Source organism: Rhizobium mesosinicum (genome assembly GCF_019511345.1).
In the GTDB taxonomy this organism is placed as follows: Bacteria; Pseudomonadota; Alphaproteobacteria; order Rhizobiales; family Rhizobiaceae; genus Rhizobium; species Rhizobium mesosinicum.
Map to the genome: position 1 here is coordinate 217,040 of NZ_JAEUAK010000005.1, position 19,862 is coordinate 236,901.

General features: G+C 59.4%; 19 protein-coding genes and 1 other RNA gene. 14 read left to right on the forward strand and 6 right to left on the reverse strand.

The features are described from left to right. Window positions 1-35: 35 nt before the first annotated feature. The gene (locus tag JNB85_RS15575) at window positions 36-1,025 is read left to right on the forward strand and encodes an NAD-dependent epimerase/dehydratase family protein (RefSeq protein ID WP_220335248.1); all 990 of its coding nucleotides are present in this window, start codon (window positions 36-38) and stop codon (window positions 1,023-1,025) included. A 110-nt stretch (window positions 1,026-1,135) separates the two neighbouring features. Here JNB85_RS15575 and JNB85_RS15580 read toward each other — a convergent pair whose 3' ends face one another. Further along, on the reverse strand, window positions 1,136-1,966 hold the full coding sequence (locus tag JNB85_RS15580) for an aldo/keto reductase (protein WP_220335249.1): 831 nt from the start codon (window positions 1,964-1,966) through the stop codon (window positions 1,136-1,138). A 25-nt stretch (window positions 1,967-1,991) separates the two neighbouring features. Next, a complete protein-coding gene (locus tag JNB85_RS15585; protein WP_220335250.1) occupies window positions 1,992-3,185 on the reverse strand; it encodes an MFS transporter in 1,194 nt (397 codons plus the stop codon). 116 nt (window positions 3,186-3,301) lie between these two features. On the opposite strand from JNB85_RS15585, the gene JNB85_RS15590 reads away from it, so the two are divergent. Together JNB85_RS15590 and JNB85_RS15595 are read left to right on the forward strand one after the other, a co-directional pair. Further along, window positions 3,302-4,234, forward strand: coding sequence for a LysR family transcriptional regulator (locus tag JNB85_RS15590; protein WP_220335251.1), 933 nt, complete (start codon window positions 3,302-3,304; stop codon window positions 4,232-4,234). Between the two features lie 10 nt (window positions 4,235-4,244). Continuing rightward, the gene (locus JNB85_RS15595; protein WP_220335252.1) at window positions 4,245-4,802 is read left to right on the forward strand and encodes a GrpB family protein; all 558 of its coding nucleotides are present in this window, start codon (window positions 4,245-4,247) and stop codon (window positions 4,800-4,802) included. 63 nt (window positions 4,803-4,865) lie between these two features. On the opposite strand, the gene ssrS is transcribed toward JNB85_RS15595, so the two are convergent. The 3 genes from ssrS to JNB85_RS15610 all read right to left on the reverse strand — a co-directional run bounded on the left by ssrS (window position 4,866) and on the right by JNB85_RS15610 (window position 5,752). Beyond that, window positions 4,866-5,025, reverse strand: a non-coding RNA gene (gene ssrS / locus JNB85_RS15600) — 6S RNA. A gap of 59 nt (window positions 5,026-5,084) precedes the next feature. Then, entirely contained in the window at window positions 5,085-5,462 is a 378-nt protein-coding gene (locus JNB85_RS15605) for a cell division protein ZapA (RefSeq protein ID WP_220335253.1), read from the reverse strand. A gap of 14 nt (window positions 5,463-5,476) precedes the next feature. After that, window positions 5,477-5,752, reverse strand: a complete 276-nt coding sequence (locus tag JNB85_RS15610; RefSeq protein WP_007826550.1) for a DUF4164 domain-containing protein — start codon at window positions 5,750-5,752, stop codon at window positions 5,477-5,479. Window positions 5,753-6,085: 333 nt separating this feature from the next. Here JNB85_RS15610 and tkt point away from each other — a divergent pair, with 333 nt between their 5' ends. From tkt to JNB85_RS15645, 7 genes are all read left to right on the forward strand, one after another. Continuing rightward, complete coding sequence (gene tkt, locus JNB85_RS15615) at window positions 6,086-8,059, forward strand: transketolase (RefSeq protein ID WP_220335254.1); 1,974 nt, start codon at window positions 6,086-6,088, stop codon at window positions 8,057-8,059. Window positions 8,060-8,125: 66 nt separating this feature from the next. Further along, a complete protein-coding gene (gene gap / locus JNB85_RS15620) occupies window positions 8,126-9,136 on the forward strand; it encodes a type I glyceraldehyde-3-phosphate dehydrogenase (protein ID WP_220335255.1) in 1,011 nt (336 codons plus the stop codon). Window positions 9,137-9,212: 76 nt separating this feature from the next. Continuing rightward, a complete protein-coding gene (locus JNB85_RS15625; RefSeq protein ID WP_420852274.1) occupies window positions 9,213-9,722 on the forward strand; it encodes a GNAT family N-acetyltransferase in 510 nt (169 codons plus the stop codon). Window positions 9,723-10,001: 279 nt separating this feature from the next. After that, window positions 10,002-11,852 (forward strand): potassium/proton antiporter, encoded by a 1,851-nt coding sequence (locus JNB85_RS15630; RefSeq protein ID WP_220335256.1) that lies wholly within the window; start codon window positions 10,002-10,004, stop codon window positions 11,850-11,852. A gap of 79 nt (window positions 11,853-11,931) precedes the next feature. After that, a complete protein-coding gene (locus JNB85_RS15635) occupies window positions 11,932-13,128 on the forward strand; it encodes a phosphoglycerate kinase (RefSeq protein ID WP_220335257.1) in 1,197 nt (398 codons plus the stop codon). 233 nt (window positions 13,129-13,361) lie between these two features. Further along, a complete protein-coding gene (locus tag JNB85_RS15640; RefSeq protein WP_220335258.1) occupies window positions 13,362-14,387 on the forward strand; it encodes a class I fructose-bisphosphate aldolase in 1,026 nt (341 codons plus the stop codon). Between the two features lie 160 nt (window positions 14,388-14,547). Next, entirely contained in the window at window positions 14,548-15,468 is a 921-nt protein-coding gene (locus JNB85_RS15645; protein ID WP_220335259.1) for a PhzF family phenazine biosynthesis protein, read from the forward strand. 6 nt (window positions 15,469-15,474) lie between these two features. Here JNB85_RS15645 and JNB85_RS15650 read toward each other — a convergent pair whose 3' ends face one another. After that, a complete protein-coding gene (locus JNB85_RS15650) occupies window positions 15,475-15,642 on the reverse strand; it encodes a hypothetical protein (protein ID WP_183850680.1) in 168 nt (55 codons plus the stop codon). Window positions 15,643-15,817: 175 nt separating this feature from the next. Between JNB85_RS15650 and JNB85_RS15655 the strand changes: the two genes are divergently transcribed. The 4 genes from JNB85_RS15655 (at window position 15,818) to JNB85_RS15670 (ending at window position 19,813) form a co-directional block, all read left to right on the forward strand. Beyond that, the gene (locus JNB85_RS15655; protein WP_220335260.1) at window positions 15,818-17,098 is read left to right on the forward strand and encodes an MFS transporter; all 1,281 of its coding nucleotides are present in this window, start codon (window positions 15,818-15,820) and stop codon (window positions 17,096-17,098) included. Window positions 17,099-17,217: 119 nt separating this feature from the next. Further along, a complete protein-coding gene (locus tag JNB85_RS15660; RefSeq protein WP_220335261.1) occupies window positions 17,218-17,409 on the forward strand; it encodes a DUF1192 domain-containing protein in 192 nt (63 codons plus the stop codon). A gap of 372 nt (window positions 17,410-17,781) precedes the next feature. Beyond that, window positions 17,782-18,297: a protease adaptor protein RcdA gene (gene rcdA / locus JNB85_RS15665; protein ID WP_112545041.1), complete on the forward strand. Its 516-nt coding sequence runs from the start codon at window positions 17,782-17,784 to the stop codon at window positions 18,295-18,297. Between the two features lie 149 nt (window positions 18,298-18,446). Beyond that, a protein-coding gene (locus JNB85_RS15670; protein ID WP_223216515.1) for an IS3 family transposase occupies window positions 18,447-19,813 on the forward strand; the annotation gives its coding sequence in 2 pieces (ribosomal slippage) (window positions 18,447-18,921 and window positions 18,921-19,813; 1,368 coding nt in all). The last annotated feature ends 49 nt before the right edge of the window (window positions 19,814-19,862 follow it).

Here is a 19,862-nt window from a genome sequence, read left to right on the forward strand (position 1 = left end):
GTTAGCGTCCGTCACCAACTGTCTGGAGACGCAGAATGACGATACTGGTGACGGGAAGCGCCGGGCATCTGGGCGAAGCGCTGATGCGGACCTTGAGGGATCAAGGCCGTCAGGTGCGCGGCATCGATATCAAACCCTCGCCTTTTACCGATATGACCGGATCAATTACCGATCCCGATTTCATCAGCCGCGCGATGACAGGCATCACTGCCATTATCCACGCCGCCACGTTGCATAAGCCGCATGTCGGAACGCACGCCAACAAGGATTTCGTCGATACCAACGTCACGGGCACGATGAACCTTCTCGAACAGGCAGTCGCCGTTGGCGCAACACGCTTCGTTTTCACCAGCACCACCAGCGCTTTCGGAGCAGCCCTGCGCCCAGCCGCAGGCGAGCCGGCCGCCTGGGTCACAGAGGATGTTCTGCCCGTTGCCCGCAACATCTACGGCGTTACGAAGGTCGCTGCCGAAGGCATCTGCGAACTCTTCGCGCGCACCATGTCGCTGCCCGTCGTCATTCTGAGGACTTCGCGATTCTTCCCGGAAAATGACGACGATCCCGATATCCGCAACCGCTATTCCGCCGAAAATGCACAGGCCAACGAGCTGCTTTATCGGCGCGTCGATATCGAGGATGTAGTCGACGCTCATTTGCTGGCACTGGAACGAGCGCCGTCCATCGGCTTCGGCCGCTACATCGTATCGGCAACGGCACCCTTCACCGAAGCCGATCTTGCCGACCTGCGCCGCGATGCGCTCGCGACGGTGGAGCGCATCTTCCCCGGCATGACCGAACTTTACACGGCGCGCGGCTGGACCATGTTTCCGCACTTCGACCGCGTCTACGTCAATGCGCTGGCCCGGCAGGAACTCGGCTGGCGTCCGAAGTACGATTTTCGGCACGTGCTCGATTGCCTGCGCGACGGCAAGGAATGGAGAAGCCCCCTCGCTCTGGTCGTCGGCGCAAAGGGCTATCACGACCAGATCTTCGAGGATGGGCCTTACCCACTCCAGCGCCGCTGACGGACCGCGGGGCCTACCGGCTGCGCGGGCGAACCGGTAATGATTGCCGATATCGCCAAGCTTGCCTGAGCCGTAGGCGATAGGGAAACGCGCGCCGAAGGGCCCGTTCCTCAAGCTGCCTTGTCCCAGGCCGGCGCCAACCCTTCCGGGCTGACGATACGGCCTGCGGCTTTCGCCAACGCGTGGATTGCCGTCATCTCTTCCGAAGAGAGTTCGAAATCGAAGATCGCCGCATTCTCCCGCGCGCGTTGTTCCGAGACGGTCTTGGAAAGCGCGATCAGATCCTGCTGAACGATCCATCGGAGCACGATCTGGGCTATCGACCTGCCATGCTTAGCAGCAATCGCCTTGAGCACCGCATCTTCGAACACCTTACCATCAGCCATGGCGTAATAGGCTGTCACCGACATATCGAGCTGCTTTGCAGCACGCAGCACCGGCGTTTGATCGATATAGGGATGATACTCCACCTGGTTCGTCACGACCGGCAGGCTGCTGAGCTTGACGGCCTGGCGCATCAGCTCCGTATTGAAGTTCGACACGCCGATATGGCGGACCTTGCCTGCCTTCGCCACTTCATTCAGCGTCCCGATCTGCTCGGCGAGCGGTACGGTTTGGTTCGGCCAGTGAAGCAGCAGCAGGTCGACATAGTCGGTTTTCAACTTCTTCAAGCTCTCGTCGACCGATGCAAGGAAGGCATCGCGCTTGTAGTTCTCGACCCAGACCTTGGTGGTCAGGAAGATATCGCCGCGGGCGACGCCGGAGCGGCGAATACCTTCGCCGACCTCGGCCTCGTTGCCGTAGATCTGCGCAGTGTCGATGTGGCGATAACCATTGGCGAGCACGTGCGAGACCATGCGTTCGGCGTCCGGCCCCGGCACACGGAACGTGCCAAAGCCGAGGGCGGGGATTGAGGCACCGTTGGCGCTGACGAATTTCATGCTGTTTCCTTTCAAGCAGGAGAGATCAGGCCGCGCTGCAGGCAGCGGCAGCATTCGGGATTGAGCGGCGGTCGAGGGCGCCGCTCCGAATGGTGAGGCCTAGGGCAACGGTGACGAGCGCGGCCGCAACGAAGGGCGTCGCACCCAGCCCGAAACGAGACTCGACCACCAGACCACCGACCCAGGCGCCCATGGCGATGCCGAGGTTGAAGGCGGCGATATTGAGCGCCGAGGCCACATCGACAGCATTCGGCCGGAGCCCGCGTGCGAGCTGCACGACATAAAGCTGCAGGCCCGGCACATTGGCAAAGGACAGGAAGCCGAGGATCGCAAGCGTTGGGATCGTTAGCCAGGGCGAAACCGCCGTGAAGCCGAAGAGCACCAGCACGAGTGCCTGGGCGATGAACAGGAAGGTCAGAGCCTTGACCGGATCACGGTTGGAGATACGCCCGCCGACGACGTTGCCGATGGCAATCGCCACGCCATAGAGCATCAGGATCAGGCCGACGGCCGAAGAGGCAAAACCGGTGATCTGCTCAAGGATCGGCGCAAGGAAGGTAAAGGCGACAAAGGTGCCGCCGTACCCCAGTGCCGTCATCGCATAGACAAGCAACAGCCGTCCCGTGGCAAGCACGCGGATCTGTTCACCGATACTGGCCGGCGGCGCCTTCTTGAGATTCGAGGGAAGCAGGAAGGCGATGCCTGCGAAAGCGATCACACCGAGGCCGGCAACGGCAGCGAAGGTGGTGCGCCAGCCGAAGGTCTGGCCGATGAAGGTACCCAGCGGAACGCCGGTGACGATTGCAACCGTCAGGCCCATGAACATCATCGCGATGGCAGATGCGCGGCGGTTTTCGGGTACCAGATCGGCAGCGATCGTGGAACCGACGGAGAAAAATACCCCGTGCGCGAAGGCCGAGACGACGCGGGCAATCAGCAGCACTTCGTAACCGGGGCTGAGCGCCGCGATGATGTGGCCGATAATAAAGAGCGCCATCAGTCCAAGCATGAGCGGCTTGCGCTCGATCCGCCCGGTCAGCGCCGTCAGGATCGGCGCACCGAAGGTGACACCCAGCGCGTAGACGCTGACGATGAGGCCGGCGAGCGGCAGGGTGATGTGTAGGTCGTTGGCAACGGTCGGCAGCAAGCCGACGATAACGAATTCCGTGGTCCCGATCGCATAGGCCGCGATCGTCAACGCGAAGAGAGCAAGTGGCATGAGAGTGACCCGATGGTTTGGTTCTTGTTCGGGCCGGAATATGGGCGTGGCGCACCTGTTCGATAATCGCCTATAATAGCTCAACAGTTGTGAATTGAATTCAAGATAGGAAGCGGATGGACAACCGCATCGGCGAGATGGATGTTTTCGTACAGGCGGCCGAGCTGCAGAGCTTTTCGGCGGCCGGCCGCAAGCTCAGGCTTTCGCCCTCTGCCGTCAGCAAGCTCGTCACGCGGCTGGAAGATCGGCTCGGCACGCGTCTTCTCGTGCGCACCACCCGCGCTCTGAAGCTGACGCCGGAAGGCGAAATCTATCTTGAACGCTCCCGCCGCATCCTCGCCGACATCGAGGAGACAGAACGCGCCGTCTCGGCCGGCGGCACGACCGTGGCGCGCGGCCGCCTGCGCGTCAGCACTTCGGTCGCCTTTGGCGTTCGCTACATCGTCCCGCTGGTTCCTGATTTCCTGAAACTCTATCCTGAGGTCGATCTCGACCTCGCCCTCAGCGATGGCATCATCGATATCGTCGGCGAGCGCGCAGACATCGCCATTCGCTCGGGCGCCTTACGCGATTCCTCGCTGAAGGCACGCAAGCTGCTCGAAAGCCGCCGGGTCATCGTCGCCTCACCTGCCTATCTGAAACGGCAAGGCATACCGGAAAGCCCCGGCGACCTGGACCATCACAACTGCCTGACCTTCAGCTTCCGCATGGCATCAGAGGAATGGCCATTTCGCGACCCTGAAAATGGCGGCCGCTTTTCAAGACCCGTCTTCGGTAACCTCGAAACCAATAACGGACCGACCGCACGCAGCCTTTGTCTCGCCGGTCTCGGCCTCGCCCGCGTCGGTCAGTTCCATGTGCAGCCGGATATCGATGCCGGAACGTTGGTGCCCATATTGGAAACCTATAACCCTGGAGATATCGAGCTCATTCACGCCGTTTATCCCGGTCACGAACATCTGGCAGCGCGTATCCGTGCCTTCATCGATTTTCTGGTCAAGAACATCCACGAAGACCACCGTCATTCCCCTGTCACCGGCCAACGATAGCGAGCGCTCCATGCCGATAGAAATCTGTCCGCCACGACAAAGCTGGGGTGACGACTTCATAAATCTGAAGCAGGCCATTCTGCGCGCAGCGCCCGCTGGTGCCGTCATCCATCACATCGGCTCCACCGCCGTACCCCGCTTGCCGGCAAAAGACACCATCGACATCCAGGTGAGCGTCGATGCTCTTGATCTCGTCGATGAAGAGGCCTTCGAGCAGGTAGGGTTCAAGAGCCGATCGATCGTAACCGATCATTGCCCGCCGGGTCTCGATCTGGCCGAAAGTGAGCTGAGAAAGCTGTTTTTCAAAAGCACTGGCCGTCCCGCGAATATCCACGTTCGTGAACGCGGCCGCTTCAATCAGCGCTACCCGCTTCTCTGCCGGGATTTCCTGCGCGCCCATCCGACAGCGGCCGCTGCCTACGGGCTGATCAAACAGCGCCTCGCCAGTTTTTTCCCTGACAATGCCGATGCCTACTACGACATCAAGGATCCGGTCTTCGATATCATCATGGAAGGCGCTTACGACTGGGCGAAGCTGACCGGCTGGACAGAGCCCTCGGGCGACTGACAATAAAGCTTATTAGGGAAATGGGTCTGGTTGGTCAGGAAGAACCCGGCCAAAAAGAGAAGAGTGCGATCCACGCAACCGGTGGAAACTTTCGATCCTGGGCGCCTACGAAAGTAGGTGGGCGCCGTATGTCCAGACCCACGAGCCCGGACAGGGACAGCTCCCTAAGGATCGGGTATGGCCCCGAGGATTCATTTGTTCCTGTCGAGAAGCACAGACCGCGTGAGGGAATATAGGGGCATTTAGGTCGCCGCACCAGTGGGGTAGCGGTGCCGTCCGAAATTAATTAAGTTCAGCCGGCGCACGGCCGTTCAGCTTGTCGGTGATGCTCTGAATACGGCTCGTCACTTCCGAGAGCGCCGCCGCAATGCCTTCTTCCGTACGGGCGGTGGCAGCAAGCACGGTATCCCGGTTGCCGCGCAGCGTTTCCAGCTCCGATTCCAGTCCGGCGACGCGCCGCGTCAGCTCCGATATCTCGTCCATGACCATGATCCCAGCCATGACGGTAATTCTGAGATCCCCGATTTCGCCGAACTGGCCCTTGAGATGGCCGACGTAACGGTCGAAACGGACTGCCAGGTCGGTCAGGTGCTCTTCCTGCCCTTCTTCGCAGGCCATGCGATAGGCCTTGCCGTCGATCGTTACCGTTACCTGCGCCATGCTATCAAGTCCTCTTAGCGGTCAAGAACCGCGCGGATCGTTTCCATCGCCGTCACCAGGCGGCGCGAAACCTCGCGGTTGACCTCTTCCAGTCGGTTCGCGCGGAATTCGGCCTGGTCCAGCTCCTGGGCAAGGCGCGAGCGGTCGGCATGCACGCGGCGAACCTCGCCCTCGATCTCGCCCTGCTCGCGCTGGCGCTCGATACGCATATCGACGGCATTCTCAAGGCCCGAGATCGCCTGTTTCAGCTCCGTAAGCGCAGCTTCGATGGTTTTGCCGTTAGGCGTCATGTCTCTTCCGGTTCCCCGCACAAGACCCGCGAATCGGCCTCTGGCACCGACCCTGTATTTTCAAGAGGATATGCAGCTAGGTTGGAGCGCGTCAATAAAGCCTCCCGGCTCAGCCTCGCCCTATTCTGTGGATGAGCGATTTACATAAGCCCGTCACATAAAATTCGTCTTTTGTAAAACTTGACGGTCAAATGTCAAAAATCGTCGCACCCATCCGCCAAACGGCTTCCATTTTGTTGACTTGGCCAATCCAACTGCTATGTCTCGACCGCTCTCATTGATGGTCTTGTCAGGTTCGAGGCCATCCTCCAACCCGGAACCAGCGGAAAAGCCATGACCTCACGCGAACAAAACGATCGGATGGCGAATGCGATCCGATTCCTCTCCATGGATGCTGTCGAAAAGGCGAATTCCGGCCACCCGGGCATGCCGATGGGCATGGCGGATGTGGCGACGGTCCTCTTCACCAAATACCTCCGCTTCGATCCCCAAAAGCCGCACTGGCCGAACCGTGACCGCTTCGTCCTTTCCGCCGGCCACGGCTCCATGCTGCTCTACTCGCTGCTCTATTTGACCGGCTATCCGGATATGTCGGTCGAGGACCTCAAGCAGTTCCGTCAGCTCGGCTCCAAGACCGCCGGCCATCCGGAATACGGTCATGCCACCGGCATCGAAACCACCACCGGCCCGCTCGGCCAGGGCATTGCCAACGCCGTCGGCATGGCGATCGCCGAGCGCAAGCTGCGCGAAGAGTTCGGTCCGGAACTGCAAGACCATTATACCTACGTCATCAATGGCGACGGCTGCCTGATGGAGGGTATCAGCCATGAGGCGATTGCACTCGCCGGCCATCTGAAGCTGAACAAGCTGATCCTCTTCTGGGACAACAACTCGATTACCATCGACGGCGCCGTCTCGCTGTCCGACTCCACTGACCAGATCGCCCGCTTCAAAGCCGTTCACTGGAACACGATCGAGATCGACGGTCACGACCAGGCCGCCATCGCAGACGCGATCGAAGCCGCCCACAAATCCGACCGCCCGACCTTCATCGCCTGCAAGACCGTCATCGGTTTCGGCGCACCGAACAAGCAGGGCACCCACAAGGTACACGGCAATCCGCTCGGTGCCGACGAAATTGCCGCGACCCGCAAGGCGCTGAACTGGGAATACGAGCCCTTCGTCATCCCTTCCGATGTCCTCGACGCGTGGCGCGCAGCTGGCGCCCGCTCCGACAATATCGTCAAGGCCTGGGAAGAAACCCTTTCCAAGTCGCCGGCCAAGGCCGAGTTCACCCGTCGTTTTGCCGGTGACCTGCCCGAAGGCTTCGACAAGGCCATCGACGACTACAAGAAGAAGCTTGCCGAAACCAAGCCGACGATCGCTTCCCGCAAGGCATCCGAAGATGCGCTCGAAGTCATCAACGGCTTCGTGCCGGAAACGCTTGGCGGCTCCGCCGACCTGACGCCGTCCAACAACACCAAGACCAGCCAGATGCACTCGATCACGCCGACGGATTTCGCCGGTCGTTACATGCACTGGGGCATCCGCGAGCACGGCATGGCATCTGCCATGAACGGTATCGCGCTGCACGGCGGTCTTATTCCTTACGGCGGCGGCTTCATGATCTTCTCCGATTATTGCCGCCCGCCGATCCGTCTCGCCTCGCTCATGGGCATCCGTGTCATCCACGTGCTCACCCATGACTCGATCGGCGTCGGCGAAGACGGCCCGACCCACCAGCCGGTCGAGCAGATTGCCGGTCTGCGCGCCGTTCCGAACCTGCGGGTCTTCCGCCCCGCAGACGCGGTGGAAACCGCGGAATGCTGGCAGATCGCCATGAAAAGCAAGAACCATCCGTCTGCATTGGCTCTCACCCGCCAGAACCTGACGACCGTCCGCACCGAATATAACCAGAAGAACCTCTGCGAACTCGGCGCCTACACGCTCGCCGGCAATGCCGACGCCAAAGTCACGATCTTTGCGTCCGGCTCGGAAGTGGAACTCGCGGTGGCGGCCCGCGCAACGCTGGAAGGCAAGGGTGTCAGCACCCGTGTCGTTTCCGTTCCCTGCACGGAGCTCTTCTTCGATCAGCCGGATGCTTACCGCAAGGATGTCATCGGTAACTCGCCGGTCAAGATCGCCGTCGAAGCCGCCGTCCGCGAAGGCTGGGATGCCTTCATCGGTCCGGAAGGAACCTTCGTCGGCATGAAGGGCTTCGGCGCTTCCGGTCCGGCAAAGAAGGTCTTCGAACATTTTGGCATCACGGCTGACGCCGTCGTTGCAGCAGCGGAAGCGAAGCTTTAATAGAAGTACCTTCGGGCACTTCCTCATCTACTATCAGCAAGCCCCACCTCTAGGGAGTGAATGCACATGACAGTCAAGGTTGCCATCAACGGTTTCGGACGTATCGGCCGCAACGTTCTTCGCGCCATCGTCGAGTCCGGTCGCACCGACATCGAAGTCGTCGCCATCAATGACCTCGGACCGGTCGAAACCAATGCCCACCTGCTCCGTTACGACTCCATCCACGGCAAGTTCCCGGCCGAAGTGAAGGTCGAAGGCGATACGATCATCGTCGGCGGCGGCAAGCCGATCAAGGTCACCGCGATCAAGGATCCGGCAACCCTTCCCCACAGGGAACTGGGTGTCGACATCGCGATGGAATGCACGGGCATATTCACCGCTCGCGACAAGGCTGCGGCCCACCTGACAGCTGGCGCCAAGCGCGTCATCGTTTCGGCCCCTGCCGACGGTGCTGACCTGACGGTCGTCTTCGGCGTCAACCATGACCAGCTCACCAAGGAGCACATGGTCATCTCCAACGCCTCCTGCACGACGAACTGCCTCGTGCCGGTCGTTAAGGTTCTCGACGACGCCGTTGGCATCGACCACGGCTTCATGACGACCATCCACTCCTACACCGGTGATCAGCCGACGCTCGACACGATGCACAAGGACCTATATCGCGCCCGTGCTGCTGCGCTTTCGATGATCCCGACCTCGACAGGCGCAGCCAAGGCCGTCGGCCTCGTTCTGCCGCACCTGAAGGGTAAGCTTGACGGCACCTCGATCCGCGTTCCAACCCCGAACGTTTCCGTCGTCGACTTCAAGTTCGTTGCCAAAAAGGCCACCACGGTCGGCGAAATCAACGAAGCTATCAAGGCTGCCTCCAATGGCAAGCTGAAGGGTATCCTCGGCTACACCGACGAGCCGCTGGTTTCTCGCGACTTCAACCACGACAGCCACTCCTCGATCTTCGCAACCGATCAGACCAAGGTCATGGAAGGCAACTTCGTGCGCGTCCTGTCCTGGTACGATAACGAGTGGGGCTTCTCCAGCCGCATGTCCGACACGGCTGTGGCCTTCGCCAAACTTATCTGAGCCTTTAGGCAGTGACATTAGAAAACGGCTCGGGAAACCGGGCCGTTTTTCGTTTCGGGCAAACGTTGGGAAGAGCATGACGCAGTTGACCATTCGCAAGGCGACTGTTGATGACGCGGAGGAACTCTGCGGACTTATCAATGAAATCATCGAAGCCGGCGGCACGACCGCGCTGCAGGATCCCTTTTCTCCCGAAATCCTGGCTGACTGGTTCATATCAGGCGAATTCGCGATCGTCTGCCATGTGGCGCAAGCGGGCTCTGGGCTGACAGGCTTTCAGTTTCTCAGCCGTTATGGCGAACTGCCGGAGGGTTGGGCCGATATCGGAACCTTCGCGCGCCAGAGTCCAAAGATACCAGGCGTCGGCACCGCGCTGTTTGCAGCAACGCTTTCCGCTGCCGCGGAGCGCAATATCGACGTCATCAATGCGACCATCCGCGCCGACAATACCGGCGGTCTCGCATATTACGAAAAGATGGGCTTCCGCACTTATAACACGCTGGTGAAAGTGCCGCTTGCCGACGGTACGCCGGTGGACAGGATTCAGAAGAAATACCCGGTCAAGAAAGAACGAAGCGTCCTCTGACGACCTGATCAACAAAAAGTGCAGTGCCCCGCCTATCTGCCCTGCTCTCGCCTGATTTCCTTATACATTCTTTATACAGAGTTTTTCCCGTAGCATTCTTCATTGCCCTCACCCGAGGGCCGTACAGCAGCATGATGCAGCAATCCAGTCGAGGTTAAGCCGCAAGGCCTACCCTTCTGTGGCATTTTGCCGTTTACTAAAAGATCGCACTGGGCGCGGAGGGGCGAGGACAGGCCGGAGGCGGCTTCGGGATGGCGTGATGAGGCGAAAGGGGTAGGCATGGAAGCGTTTTATATCGTGGTGCTGGTCGCGACGGCACTTGTGCTTCTTGCTGCCTTTTCCAGCCTTCTTGCCTTCCGCTTCGGCGCTCCCCTGCTTTTGCTCTTCCTCATGATCGGCCTTGCCGCAGGTGTCGATGGTCTCGGCATCGAATTCAGCAACAACTACCTCGCCTATATCCTGGGTTCGATTGCTCTTGCGATCATTCTCTTCGATTCCGGCTTTGGCACGCCGATGCAGGCCTTCCGGATTGCCGCGATACCGTCATTGACGCTGGCCTCAGTCGGCGTACTCTTGACAGCGGCCCTCTTTGCCTTCGCCGCTCGCTGGTTGCTCAACTTCACCTGGCTGGAAGGCATGCTGCTCGGTTCGATCGTCGCCTCCACCGATGCCGCGGCCGTCTTCTTCCTGCTGCGCATCGGCGGCATCAATATCCGCGACAAGGTGCGTTCCACGCTTGAGGTTGAATCCGGCACCAACGACCCGATGGCGATTTTCCTCACCATCGCACTGGTCGAGGTTCTCGCCAGCGGCGAACGCTACGCCGGCATCAATATCGGCATGCTCGCCATGTTCATCCAGCAAATGGGCCTTGGCGTTATCCTCGGCCTGCTCGGCGGCATGATGATCGTGCTGATCGCCGGCCGGCTGGAAACGGATCGCGGCCTCACGCCGATCTTCGTGCTGGCGCTCGCTCTGCTCGTCTTCTCCTTCACCGGTGCTGTCGGCGGCAGCGGCTTCCTTGCCGTCTATGTCGCGGGCATCTACGCCGGAAACCGTAAGATGCAGGCGATCGGCACCATCAGGCGCTTTCAGGACGGCATGACCTGGCTTGCCCAGATCATCATGTTCCTCGTGCTCGGCCTGCTCGCAACACCCTCGCAGTTTCCGGTCATCATCGTGCCGGCAATCCTGCTGGCACTGTTCCTGATCTTTATCGCCCGGCCGCTCGCCGTCTGGGTGTCACTGCTGCCTTTCGATTATACGCAGCAGGAAATCGGCTTCGTGGCCTGGGTCGGCCTGCGCGGCGCCGTCTCGATCCTGCTTGCCATCATGCCGATCCTCGGCGGGCTGCAGCATAGCCAGATCTATTTTAACACTGCCTTCATCATCGTGCTTGTCTCGCTGCTCGTGCAGGGCTGGACGATCAAGCCGGTCGCCAAGCGCCTCGGTCTCATCATCCCGCCGCGCATCGGCGCGGTCGACAAAGTCGAGGTCGACCTGCCGGGTGCGGCCAATCACGAGTTGCTTTCCTATCGCGTCGTCAAGGACAGCCCGGTTCTTCGCGGCGAGCGCATTCCGCGCTGGGCAGCACCCTCGCTCGTGATCCGCGACGGCAAGTCGATGCGCTACCAATATGCCGGTCGCTTGAGGGAAAACGATCTCGTCTACCTCTTCATCGCTCCCAGCTATTCGCGCCTGCTCGACCGCCTCTTCGCCAGCCGCGCACCTGTTGATGAGGACGACGCGGAATTCTTCGGCGCCTTCGCGCTGTCGCCGGCCCGCCCTGCCGCCGATCTCGATGCCGCCTATGGTCCGGGCCTGCTCAACGAATCCGAGAAGGGTCTGACGATCGCCGAACTGATGAAACAACGCCTTGGCGGCAAGGCTGACTATGCTGATCGCGTCCGTCTCGGCTCGCTTATCCTCATCGTCCGCGACCTCGACGACCAGGATCACATCACCTCCGTCGGCATGTCGCTGGAAGCCGTCGAGCCCGCCATTACGCTGCCGATCTTCATCAATCTGCGCGAGATTATCCAGCGCACCCGCGAGCGTATGAAGGGCCGGAAGAAGCACGAGGCAACGGCTGCGGAAAGCGCTGCAGGACGTGACGAAAGCCCACGCTAAACGGCCGCCGACTGCCTTGCGTCTCCTCCGATCCTTGCTATGGTCGGCGCAACTTTCGCCAACACGAACGGATACTCCCATGGCAGCTTTCAAGACCATCGACGACCTCAACGACATCGCCGGCAAGCGCGTTCTCGTCCGCGTCGACCTTAACGTCCCGGTCAAGGACGGCAAGGTTACGGACACGACCCGCATCGAGCGCGTTGCGCCGACGATCCTCGAACTGTCAGAAAAGGGCGCCAAGGTCATCCTGCTCGCTCATTTCGGCCGCCCGAAGGACGGTCCCTCGCCAGAATTCTCCCTTTCGCTGGTTGCCCCCTCCGTCGAGCAGGTACTTGACCACGCCGTGCTGACGGCATCCGACTGCATCGGCGAGGCAGCCGCTTCTGCCGTCGCAAAGATGAACAATGGCGATATCCTGCTCCTGGAAAACACCCGCTTCCACAAGGGCGAGGAAAAGAACGATCCAGATTTTACCAAGGCGCTCGCCGCAAACGGCGATATCTATGTGAACGACGCCTTTTCGGCCGCGCACCGCGCCCACTCCTCCACCGAAGGTCTTGCCCATCATTTACCGGCTTATGCGGGGCGCACGATGCAGGCCGAACTCGAGGCACTGGAAAAAGGCCTTGGCAACCCGGTCCGTCCGGTCGTCGCAATCGTTGGCGGCGCCAAGGTCTCGACCAAGATCGACCTTCTTACGAATCTCGTGAAGAGGGTCGATGCACTTGTCATCGGCGGCGGCATGGCCAATACCTTCATCGCCGCCCGCGGCACCAATGTCGGCAAGTCGCTTTGCGAGCATGATCTTGCCGATACGGCCAAGCAGATCATGATCGAAGCTGCCACCGCCGGCTGCGCGATCGTTCTGCCGGAAGACGGTGTCGTCGCCCGTGAATTCAAGGCAGGTGCCGCCAACGAGATCGTCTCGATCGAAGCCATCCCCGGTGATGCCATGGTCCTCGATGTCGGTCCGAAGTCGGTCGATGCCGTCAAGGCCTGGATCGAACGCGCCGCGACACTCGTCTGGAACGGTCCGCTCGGCGCCTTCGAAATCGAGCCCTTCGATGCAGCGACCGTCGCCGCCGCTCGATATGCCGCCGAACGCACCAAGGCCGGCAAGCTCACGTCAGTCGCAGGCGGTGGTGATACGGTCTCTGCTCTGAACCATGCGGGCGTTGCCGAAGAATTTACCTACGTTTCGACGGCAGGCGGCGCCTTTCTTGAATGGATGGAAGGCAAGGAACTGCCCGGCGTCGCCGTTCTCTCCCGTTAACTGGCCCACTGACGGGTAAGCCGATTAGGCAGATATTCCAGCAGGATAGACCGCGGAGGCTAGAGCTTCCGCGGTCTTTTGCTCAAAAAGAGAAAAAATACCCGAACTTTCAAACGATTGAAATCAATTCAATCGTTTCAATGACTTAGCGCTCCCATTTTTCTCCCTATAAACTTCTGTTATCCGAGTTCTATATTGTCAATTCTGCTGGGTTTCATTGTGGAGAGAACGAGATGAGCGAACGACTGGAAGACATTGCAGTGAAGATGGTTGCTGGCGGTCGGGGCCTGCTTGCAGCCGACGAATCGACCTCCACCATCAAGAAGCGTTTCGATACGATCGATCTTGAATCGACCGAGACCAGCCGCCGCGATTATCGCGAGATGCTCTTCCGCTCGGAAGACGCAATGAAGAAGTACATTTCCGGTGTCATCCTTTACGAGGAAACCCTGTTTCAGAAGGCTGCCGACGGCACGCCTTTCGTCGACATCATCAAGGCCGCCGACAGCATTCCGGGCATCAAGGTCGATATCGGCGCCAAGCCGATGGCCAAGTTCCCTGGCGAGACCATCACCGAAGGCCTCGATGGTCTCGCAGATCGCCTTGCCAAATATTACGAAGCCGGCGCCCGCTTCGCCAAGTGGCGCGGTGTGATCGCTATCTCTGAGACCCTGCCAACCCGCGGTTCCGTGCGCGCGAACGCTCAGGCGCTGGCCCGTTATGCCGCACTGTGCCAGGAAGCCGGGATCGTGCCGATCGTCGAGCCGGAATGCCTGATGGACGGCAAGCCGGGTGATCACAATATCGACCGCTGCGCCGAAGTGACCGAATCGACGCTGCGCATCGTGTTTGAGGAACTGGCCGACGCGCGCGTCAGCCTCGAAGGCATGATCCTCAAGCCGAACATGGTCATCGACGGCAAGAATGCCCGCAAAGCTTCCGTCGCTGAAGTCGCCGAGCGCACCGTGCAGGTGCTGAAGCGCACAGTTCCGTCAGCCGTTCCCGGCATCGCCTTCCTCTCCGGCGGCCAGACAACCGAAGAAGCGACCGCCCATCTCTCGGCAATCAATTCCGGCTACGAGCTGCCCTGGCTCGTCACCTTCTCCTATGGCCGCGCCCTACAGGACAGCGCGCTTAAGGCCTGGAATGGCAAGCAGGAAAACGTCGCCGCCGGCCAGCGCGAATTCTCTCATCGCGCCGAAATGAACAGTCTCGCCGCCAAGGGCAACTGGAAGGCCGAGCTCGAAAAGGCCGCGTGAGCCTTTTGATATTGAGAAAATGAGACAGGCGGCGAACATCTTCGCCGCCTGTTTCATTTACGCTTACCTGTCACGAAGGCGATTTGTCATGGCGACAAGATAATCCTTCGCCACAATCGCTGGCCTCGCTAATCATGACGGCTTGACCATTGGAGCCGCCATGAAAAGCCTGCCCTACATCACCGTCGACGTCTTCACCTCTACCCGCTTCGAGGGCAATCCGCTCGCGGTCATGAGCGACGCCAGAGGCGTCGGCGACGCGGCAATGCAGAAGATCGCTGCCGAATTCGGCTATTCCGAAGTCACCTTCGTGCTTCCTCCGGAAAACCCTCAAAACTCGGCAAGAGTGCGTATCTTTACGCCGACGATGGAGATACCCTTCGCCGGTCATCCCAATGTCGGCACCGCCTATGTGCTCGGTCAGCAGAGCGAAATCTTCGGCCGCCCCATCGGCGAAACGCTGCGGTTCGAAGAGAAGGCCGGCCTCGTCGAGGTTGCCCTGCAGCGCCGTGAAGGCCAAGTCACCGCAGCGACGATCCGTGCTCCACGACCGCTTGAAATAGAAGACACGATAGCCGATGCGGTCATCGCCGGGTGCGCCTCCATCGATCCGGCGTCAATCCGCAAGGACACGCATGTCCCGGTCTTCGTCTCCGTCGGCCTGAAATTTGCCGTTTCCGAACTCGAAAGCCTCGAGGCTCTGGCCGCGGCAAGCCCCAATATCAACGGCTTCCAGGCTGCGGCCAAGTCAGTAACCGGCAGCCATGATTTCTCCCTGTTCCTCTATGTTCGCCCTGCCGCCACACCTTGGAAGATCCGCGCCCGCATGTTCGCGCCGCTGGACAACGTCATCGAAGACCCCGCGACCGGCAGCGCTTCGGCAGCCCTTTCCGCCTATCTCGTCTCACTCCTGCCGGAGGCGGACATCAGCCGGCATGTGACGATCGAACAGGGCGTCGAAATGGGCCGGCGCAGCGTCATCGAACTCGATGTGGTCAAGAAAGCCGGCGCGGTGACCGACGTGACGATCTCGGGAAGCTGCGTACCCGTCATGAAAGGCGAGATTATCCTACAGGACTGAACATGCCTATTGCACCAGGAAATCGCGCGCCAGCAACGCCACCGCCCAGATGGCAAAAGCAATCAGCGCGATCTTCCAGAAATCCATCCGGCGGCGCAACCCCGGATAGCCGAGCGGCTTGATGATTTGGATTGCCATGGCAAGGATGAGCAGCAGCGCTATCAGCTTTGTCATGGCTTTATTTTTTCCATTTATCAGAATGTCACAGGACGGACATTTTTTCACGCGAACAGAGAATATCTACTCGCCGTAAAGGCATTCCGGGACACAATCAACATTCTTATGGACTGGGCAGATACAGGTCTCGCCTTATGTCCTTTTTCAAAGCGAACACGCCGAGTCTGGGGATATGACAAGAAATCTGCTGTCCGTCGCTGCGCTGCTCTTTGGCACGCTTTTCCTTTTCATGGGCAACGGATTGCAGGGCATTCTGCTTCCCGTACGCGGAAATCTCGAAGGTTATGCAACGACCACACTCGGCTTGCTCGGCACGTCTTGGGCGGCGGGCTTCGTCATCGGCTGCCTTGTTGCCCCGAAGATGGTGCGCCGCGTCGGCCACGTGCGCGCCTTCTCCGGCTTCATCGCCATTATCGCCATCATCGCGCTCGTGAGCGGCATCGTCATCGACCCTGTCTGGTGGGTCGTTTTGCGCGCCGTCACCGGCTTCTCAACCGCTGGCACCTCGATGATCATCGAAAGCTGGCTGAACGAACGCGCGAATAATGAAAGCCGCGGCGCGATCTTTTCGCTCTATATCGGCATCACGCTGCTCGGCGTCGTGGGCGGTCAGTTGATGATCCCGCTGGAAGACGTGCGCACGCCGGCGCTCTTCATGATCTGCGGTATCTTCTACTGCATCGCCATGCTGCCGACGACGCTCTCGACCGCCGCCTCGCCACAGCCGTTGAAGGCGGTGAAACTCGATCTGCCTGCACTCTATCGCAATTCGCCCGTCTCCTGCCTCGGCATTCTGCTCGTCGGCATCGCCAACGGGGCCTATGGTACGCTCGGCGCCGTATTCGGCGCGGGTGCCGGCCTTTCCGATACCTCGATTGCGGTGATGATGAGTGCCACCATCTTTGCTGGCGCGATAATGCAGCTTCCGGCCGGGCGTCTCTCCGACCGCATCGACCGCCGTTATGTGCTGGCGGCCATGTCGGCCATTGCAGCGCTCGCCGGCCTCCTGATCTTCGTATTGCACCCCTCCTCCCCTGCCTTCCTGATCGGCCTCGTCATCCTCTACGGTGCCGTTGCCAATACGCTCTATCCAATCACCGTCGCGCATGCGAACGACTTTGCCGCATCGGAGGATTTCGTGAAGGTCTCGGGCGGCCTGCTGCTTCTCTACGGTATCGGCACCGTCATCGGTCCGACGATCGGAGGTCCAGTGATGTCGATTATTAGCCCGCATGCACTCTTCCTGGTGACAGCGCTCGCCCATCTTCTGATCACCGGCTACGCCATCGTCAGGAGCCGCATTCGCGCAGCCATTCCGGCAAGCGACCGCGATGCCTATACGACGATCCCGACAGCAACATCTCCCACGCTTACGCCGCAAAGCATGTCGCTTGCCGATCGCGGCTCCAACAAGCCTCCCGAAAGCAGCGATCCTGTTGTAAAGTTCGGCTGACGAACTGAGCTTGTTGCGCAAGCTGTGCAGCGGTTTTGCGATAACGACATGATTGAAACAGAGCTAAAACGTGGAAGCGAATCCTGGAGATCGCGACACGATTTAAAGGAGGGGCGACAATGAGCTTGATGGATGACGACAGGCCGCAGAAGAAGACCGCACATGAGATCGGCTCCGATCTCTCCATGCTTTCGGTGGACGAACTGAAGGCGCGCGTGGAACTGTTGAAAACCGAGATCGCGCGGCTTGAAGCCGAAGCCACCAAGAAGGCGTCCGGCCGGATTGCCGCCGAAAGCCTTTTCCGATCATAAGACTGTGAACGAGCAAATATTGCTTCGAAATTACTTGTCATAAGTCTTGAATTGGGACGGCGTTAATAAAAAATTAAGCTTTATAAGATATTACTCGTTCCGTTCGGATTCTTCTGGACCTCAGACAGTTTTCCAAGCGGTGAATTGGTCTGATTTTTCTCCCTGTTTTACCTTGAGAGCCGCATCTGCGGCTCTTCTTTTTGCGCTGCCTTAGATCTTTCCACGAAACTGTGGAGATTAACCTTTTCTTAAGAAACGGCTTGCGCATCTAGGCTAAAGATACCATCTTAAAATCACAAAGACCGGATTGGGAAACTTTCCCGGGAACCCGGCGTTACCTGATAGTAGATGCGTGCAACAGGGATTCTTTAGATGTCGGAACTTGGATTGAACACGATCAGTTTTGCGGGGCGCGCTGCCGCATCCTCACAGTTCAAGACGCTGTATGCAGAGGGCATGTCGCTGGTCGAGGAAACCGCATCCTACCTCGACGGCCAAGGCCGCGCAGCCTCCAAGGTGCTGCCGCGCATGGCCTCGGTCCTTTACGCCGCTGAATCGATGCGCCTGACCACCCGTCTCATGCAGATGGCTTCCTGGCTGCTCCTGCAGCGCGCTGTCAACAACGGCGAAATGTCCCGCGATCAGGTTCTGGCCGAGAAGAACAAGGTCCGGCTCGACGGCTTCAACGTCGACCGCAACGCTCCGGGCTGGGGCGACCTGCCGGAATCCTTCCGCGACCTCGTAGAGCGGTCGCTTCGCCTGCAGAACCGTATCGCCTTGCTCGACCGCGAAATCTATCGCCCGGCAGAAGCTGCGATCGTTCCGGACAATCAGAACAGCGTCCAGGCTCAGCTTTCCCTGCTGCAGACGGCCTTCGGCAACAACTGATCCGGCATCATAGAACTTCGTTGAAAACCGGCTGCGGCAACGCGGCCGGTTTTTTATTTGCTCACCAACCAATACAGACCCGCAAACAAAAAGCCCGACGACAATGAACTGACCCCCGAAAGTTGGACATCCACCTTCGGGGGTTTTGCATGTCCAAACACAGCGTGGCTTTTAAGCTTTCTGTTGTGGAGTTTTACCGAAAGGGCGAGCGTAGCGCTCGGGAAGTGGGCGCGCATTTCGGAGTGGACCATTCGACGGTTCGCAAATGGGTCGCAAGCTACGAGGCGCACGGGGCTGTGGGGCTTGCGAAGAAGTTCAGCCACTACGATGCAGCATTCAAGCTATCGGTTCTCCAGCGGATGTGGGAGGATGGGCTGTCGTATCGCCAGACGGCGGCGCTGTTCAACATCCGCAATAAGAGTTGCCTTTCGGATTGGGAAAAACATTATGAGCGGGGCGGGATCGACGCCCTGAGCCCGCGCCGCAAAGGAAGGCCCCGATCAATACCCGAGCCGCCAGGGCCCAAAGAACCGGACGCTTCACGTAGCGATGATAAAAAGAGCCGCGAAGAGTTGCTTGCCGAACTGAGCTATTTGCGGATGGAGAACGCCTTCTTAAAAAAATGGGAGCCCTTAACGCGGGAACAACCAGGTCTCAAAAAGCGCAAGTCGTCCAAGCGTTAAGGCCGTTCTATCCGCTTGACGGGTTGCTGAAGCTTTCGGGCCTTTCCCGCAGCACGTTCTATTATCGGCAAAAGATGTCGGCGCTTTGCGACAAGCATGCTGAACTGAAAAACCGGATCCAGGCCATCTTTGACGCTCACAAGGGCCGTTATGGCTATCGGCGCGTGACGGCGGCGATCCGCCAGCTCGGACAGGCGGTCAATCACAAGACGGTCCAGCACCTGATGGTCAAGATGGGATTGAAATCGCTGGTGCGGCCGAAGCAATACCGCTCCTACAAGGGCAGCGTCGGGCGCACCGCCCCCGATCTCATCAAGCGGCAGTTCACCGCACAGGCGATCAATCAGAAATGGGTGACGGACGTCACCGAGTTTAACGTGGCTGGCGAGAAGCTTTATCTCTCACCGATCATGGACCTCTACAACGGCGAGATCATCGCCTTCGAAACCGCCAGAAGGCCAATCTTCAAGCTGGTGGAAAGCATGTTGAGCAAGGCATTGAACCAGCTGAAACATAACGAACGGCCGATCCTGCACTCCGATCAGGGATGGCATTACCAAATGCCCGCTTATCGCAGCCGGCTCCAAAAACGCGGCATCGACCAGAGCATGTCACGCAAAGGCAACTGCCTCGACAACGCCGCCATGGAGAGTTTCTTTGCCGTGCTCAAATCCGAGTTCTTCCATCCCAACCGGTTCGAGAGCATCCAAAGCCTAAAGGACGGCATCAAGGACTATATCCACGACTACAATCATCATCGCATCAAGCTCAAACGCAAAGGGCTGAGCCCTGTACAATACAGGTCCCAGCCCTTAAATCTGCCCAGCCTTTAAACCGTCCAACTTATGGGGTCAGTTCACAAGGCCGGGCTTTTGAATAATC

What these genes read in the sequence shown, in the direction of transcription:
- JNB85_RS15575 (WP_220335248.1), top strand. Translation starts at nt 36, where the DNA reads ATGACGATACTGGTGACGGGAAGCGCCGGGCATCTGGGCGAAGCGCTG.
- JNB85_RS15580 (WP_220335249.1), bottom strand. Translation starts at nt 1,966, where the DNA reads ATGAAATTCGTCAGCGCCAACGGTGCCTCAATCCCCGCCCTCGGCTTT.
- JNB85_RS15585 (WP_220335250.1), bottom strand. Translation starts at nt 3,185, where the DNA reads ATGCCACTTGCTCTCTTCGCGTTGACGATCGCGGCCTATGCGATCGGG.
- JNB85_RS15590 (WP_220335251.1), top strand. Translation starts at nt 3,302, where the DNA reads ATGGACAACCGCATCGGCGAGATGGATGTTTTCGTACAGGCGGCCGAG.
- JNB85_RS15595 (WP_220335252.1), top strand. Translation starts at nt 4,245, where the DNA reads ATGCCGATAGAAATCTGTCCGCCACGACAAAGCTGGGGTGACGACTTC.
- JNB85_RS15605 (WP_220335253.1), bottom strand. Translation starts at nt 5,462, where the DNA reads ATGGCGCAGGTAACGGTAACGATCGACGGCAAGGCCTATCGCATGGCC.
- JNB85_RS15610 (WP_007826550.1), bottom strand. Translation starts at nt 5,752, where the DNA reads ATGACGCCTAACGGCAAAACCATCGAAGCTGCGCTTACGGAGCTGAAA.
- tkt (WP_220335254.1), top strand. Translation starts at nt 6,086, where the DNA reads ATGACCTCACGCGAACAAAACGATCGGATGGCGAATGCGATCCGATTC.
- gap (WP_220335255.1), top strand. Translation starts at nt 8,126, where the DNA reads ATGACAGTCAAGGTTGCCATCAACGGTTTCGGACGTATCGGCCGCAAC.
- JNB85_RS15625 (WP_420852274.1), top strand. Translation starts at nt 9,213, where the DNA reads ATGACGCAGTTGACCATTCGCAAGGCGACTGTTGATGACGCGGAGGAA.
- JNB85_RS15630 (WP_220335256.1), top strand. Translation starts at nt 10,002, where the DNA reads ATGGAAGCGTTTTATATCGTGGTGCTGGTCGCGACGGCACTTGTGCTT.
- JNB85_RS15635 (WP_220335257.1), top strand. Translation starts at nt 11,932, where the DNA reads ATGGCAGCTTTCAAGACCATCGACGACCTCAACGACATCGCCGGCAAG.
- JNB85_RS15640 (WP_220335258.1), top strand. Translation starts at nt 13,362, where the DNA reads ATGAGCGAACGACTGGAAGACATTGCAGTGAAGATGGTTGCTGGCGGT.
- JNB85_RS15645 (WP_220335259.1), top strand. Translation starts at nt 14,548, where the DNA reads ATGAAAAGCCTGCCCTACATCACCGTCGACGTCTTCACCTCTACCCGC.
- JNB85_RS15650 (WP_183850680.1), bottom strand. Translation starts at nt 15,642, where the DNA reads ATGACAAAGCTGATAGCGCTGCTGCTCATCCTTGCCATGGCAATCCAA.
- JNB85_RS15655 (WP_220335260.1), top strand. Translation starts at nt 15,818, where the DNA reads ATGACAAGAAATCTGCTGTCCGTCGCTGCGCTGCTCTTTGGCACGCTT.
- JNB85_RS15660 (WP_220335261.1), top strand. Translation starts at nt 17,218, where the DNA reads ATGAGCTTGATGGATGACGACAGGCCGCAGAAGAAGACCGCACATGAG.
- rcdA (WP_112545041.1), top strand. Translation starts at nt 17,782, where the DNA reads ATGTCGGAACTTGGATTGAACACGATCAGTTTTGCGGGGCGCGCTGCC.